This is a genomic window from Brevibacterium sp. HMSC24B04 (genome assembly GCF_001806835.1).
GTDB lineage: Bacteria > Actinomycetota > Actinomycetes > Actinomycetales > Brevibacteriaceae > Brevibacterium > Brevibacterium ravenspurgense.
The window spans coordinates 1-230 of the sequence record NZ_KV786098.1; positions in this window are offsets into that span (position 1 = coordinate 1).

Below are 230 nucleotides of genomic sequence, written 5' to 3' on the forward strand. Positions count from 1 at the left end.
ACCGGGTCAACGCACTCTAAAACCGGAAGAGCCATTAAAGCGTGAGTTTGGGGCGCCGATGCCGCCGAGGTGCCTGGCTGGGGTTGGTCGCAGGCTGCTGGGGTGGGGCGGGAGCAGGCCGGCCCGACCTCCGCCTCGTCCGTTTACTCGCGCGGGCGCAGCCTGGCCCGACCTCCGCCTCGTCCGTTTGCTGGCGCGTTCTCACGCGGTAATGCAGATTCACGCTTTAA